A 3,067-nucleotide genomic window follows, 5' to 3' on the forward strand; every position below is an offset into this window, starting at 1 on the left:
GCTGTATATCTTCTAGTAGTTGTAACATTTTATTATCCAAAATGGCACTCTCCTTCAAATACACCATTCCGCACTGTGTATTATGTATAACTTTAACCATTATCTCTGTATTTGTAAAATTCATAGAAGGATATAGTCAGTTTTTCCTAATGTCATCTGTTATGATCGGGAATTTTTGAGTCGAATGGAGGCTGCATTTAGTCCACTTGAAAGACAAAGGCAGCCCAATTCAGCGGACTCCGTTCTTCATCCATTTTCCCTTTCGATGGTAACCTTTAAATCACGGGATAATACGGCACATATCGCGGGTTATAATAATAGGGCGGTCTTGGTCCGATAAGCGGCAATTCGAAGGTATTTGGGTTGGAATCATATAACAACTCCACTTTTTCATCCGATTGTTCGACCAATAACAGCTTCACTTCTTCGCTATAATAATAGGGCATATCGAGGCCTCCAAAAACTTTTTTCTACCCTTCAGCATATTCGCGCTGCACGGCAACGAGCCCGTCCCCATACATGTTCTTCATGCACGGCATATACCTGATCATCATAAAGTATCCGGACTAAATTCTTTTTTAGGAGCGCCCCATGGCAGAAGATAAGAAAAAGAAATCATCCGGTGAAAGCTATCCCATGCATCCGAATTATGGAAAGATCACCCGTTATCAATACGTTCCCATCACGGTTCCTGAGCAACGCCAATTCCGCCAGCCAGGTGTAGAAAAATTAATGGTGCCCTGGCCCATCATCGAAAATCCCAATTACAGGGGCAGCGGGAAACTAACCGGAAAGGTCGCATTGATAACTGGCGGAGACAGTGGGATTGGCGCTGTGGCTGCCATCGCTTTTGCTAAAGAAGGGGCAGATGTTTCCATCGCTTATCTGGATGAACATGAGGATGCCAATCGGACTAAAACGAGAATTGAAGAGCTTGGACAACGTTGCTTACTGGTGCCTGGTGACTTAAGGGATAAGCAGCAATGCATCCATATCGTGGAAGACACCATCGAAACATTTGGAAAGCTCGATATTCTCTGTAACCACGTGGGTATTCAATTTCAGCAATTAAGCTTGCTTGATATTACGGATGAGCAATTCGATGATACCTTTAAAGTCAATATCTATTCCCATTTCTACACGACCCGTGCTGCCCTTCCCCATTTAAAAGCTGGGTCCTCCATCATTAATACATCTTCTGTCGTGACGTTTAATGGGAATAAGCAATTAATTGATTACACGGCGACTAAAGGGGCCAATATCGGTTTCACAAGTGCCTTGGCAAACAGTCTTGTCGATCAAGGCATCCGGGTGAACGCCGTTGCGCCCGGAAGGTTTTGGACACCGCTCATCCCGGCAAGTTTCTCGGCAGACGAAGTGACACAAGTCGATAACCCGATGGAACGTCAAGGACAGCCATTTGAACTGGCTCCCACCTTTGTCTATCTCGCTTCTGATGATTCCCGTTTTACAGGACAAACACTTCATGTCAACGGCGGGGAAGTTACATCGTCGTAATTCCCCACATCGAATATACTCCCCCCACACGAAAAAAGACTACCTTGAATTGCCCGCCTTGCAGCAATAGGTAGTCTGATTTGAATGATGGAGTTGCCGGCCGGCCTTTATTTTTTCTTATAGATGATCATCGCACTGAAACAGTAAATCTGTTCCTCTTCCTCCTCACCTGTAGTGGCGACATTATATTTGATATCGACGATTTGATTATCGCGAATGTCTTCAAGGAAAAAGTTCATTTCGTCCTCTAGATCCTTTTCATGCTCATAATCAAATAATTTGACTTGTATCATCGGCTCTCCCGCCCTTTTACTATAATGATAGTTATTGTGCAGGATGCCCATTTTTCATGATGTTTATACTTGATTTGTTTGTAACGCGGATAATACGGCAACAACTTCATCCCCGACTTCTTCTGTAGAAGCTGCCCCGCCCATATCAGGAGTCAGCGCCTTTTTATCGACCATCACCCGTTCGATCACGTCCAAAATTTTCGCACCCCAAATCTCATGCCCAAAGAAATCAAGGATCTGGCTGGCGGACCATATGGCCGCAAGTGGATTCGCGATGCCTTGATGTGCTATATCCGGGGCTGAACCATGAATCGGTTCGAACATCGAGGGATAAATCCGTTCCGGGTTTAAATTGGCACCAGCCGCCAGTCCCATCCCGCCTGCAATGGCAGCACCTAAATCCGTGATGATGTCACCGAATAAATTGGAGGTGACGACGATTTGAAAGCGTTCGGGCTGTTTGACAAAATACATGCTTGCCGCGTCGACCAGATAGGAATTCGTTTCTACTTCCGGATACTCCTGTCCAATTTCTTCAAAAACCTGATCCCAAAAAACCATTGAATAATTCAATGCGTTCGCCTTGCTTATGCTCGTTAGCGTCCTGCCCGTCTTACGCGCCAGTTCATACGCATAACGGATGATCCTCTCCGTTCCTTTTCGGGAAAAGACTCCCGTCTGCAGTACCACTTCTTCCGGCTTGCCTTTAAAAAGCCAATCACCGGCGCCTGAATATTCCCCTTCACTGTTTTCACGGATGACAACCATATCGATTTGGTCACGAGTCACGTCTTTTAATGGACAGGGTGCACCTTGAAGCAATTTAACTGGTCGGACATTCACATATTGGTCAAATCCCTTTCTGATTTTCAGCAGAAGTTCACGTAAGGAAATATGGTCCGGGACACCAGGATAACCTACAGCCCCAAGATACACGGCGTCAAACTTCATCAGTTGATCCAGTCCGTCGTCGGGCAGCATTTTGCCGTGCTCCAGGTAATATTCACAGCCCCATGGAAAATAGGTGAACTCGAAAGAAAAATCCCCGGCAATTTCAGCCACTTCCTTAAGTACCTTTACCCCCTCATTAATTACCTCAGGGCCAATCCCATCACCTGCAATAACCGCTATTTTATGAACATTCATTCTTCCACTCTCCTTTTTCTATATTTTCTGATTTCAGCACCCTAATTTTAACATATCATTTTTGCATTCCCGTCAAGGGGTGTATACAGAAAAAAAGAGTCCTTTCATGA

At 44.9% G+C, this 3,067-nt stretch carries 4 protein-coding genes; 1 reads left to right on the forward strand and 3 read right to left on the reverse strand.

Annotation, left to right across the window (positions count from 1 at the left end):
- Nucleotides 1-275: 275 nt before the first annotated feature.
- Nucleotides 276-446: a hypothetical protein gene (locus ACFVSH_RS24720; RefSeq protein ID WP_169803975.1), complete on the reverse strand. Its 171-nt coding sequence runs from the start codon at nucleotides 444-446 to the stop codon at nucleotides 276-278.
- Between the two features lie 145 nt (nucleotides 447-591).
- On the opposite strand from ACFVSH_RS24720, the gene ACFVSH_RS24725 reads away from it, so the two are divergent.
- Nucleotides 592-1,518, forward strand: a complete 927-nt coding sequence (locus ACFVSH_RS24725) for an SDR family oxidoreductase (protein ID WP_387708391.1) — start codon at nucleotides 592-594, stop codon at nucleotides 1,516-1,518.
- Nucleotides 1,519-1,625: 107 nt separating this feature from the next.
- On the opposite strand, the gene ACFVSH_RS24730 is transcribed toward ACFVSH_RS24725, so the two are convergent.
- Complete coding sequence (locus ACFVSH_RS24730) at nucleotides 1,626-1,811, reverse strand: sporulation protein Cse60 (RefSeq protein ID WP_048682016.1); 186 nt, start codon at nucleotides 1,809-1,811, stop codon at nucleotides 1,626-1,628.
- Between the two features lie 63 nt (nucleotides 1,812-1,874).
- Nucleotides 1,875-2,957, reverse strand: a complete 1,083-nt coding sequence (locus ACFVSH_RS24735) for a tartrate dehydrogenase (protein ID WP_387602129.1) — start codon at nucleotides 2,955-2,957, stop codon at nucleotides 1,875-1,877.
- Between the last annotated feature and the right edge of the window lie 110 nt (nucleotides 2,958-3,067).

Source organism: Peribacillus sp. NPDC058002, from assembly GCF_042886655.1.
GTDB lineage: Bacteria > Bacillota > Bacilli > Bacillales > DSM-1321 > Peribacillus > Peribacillus aracenensis.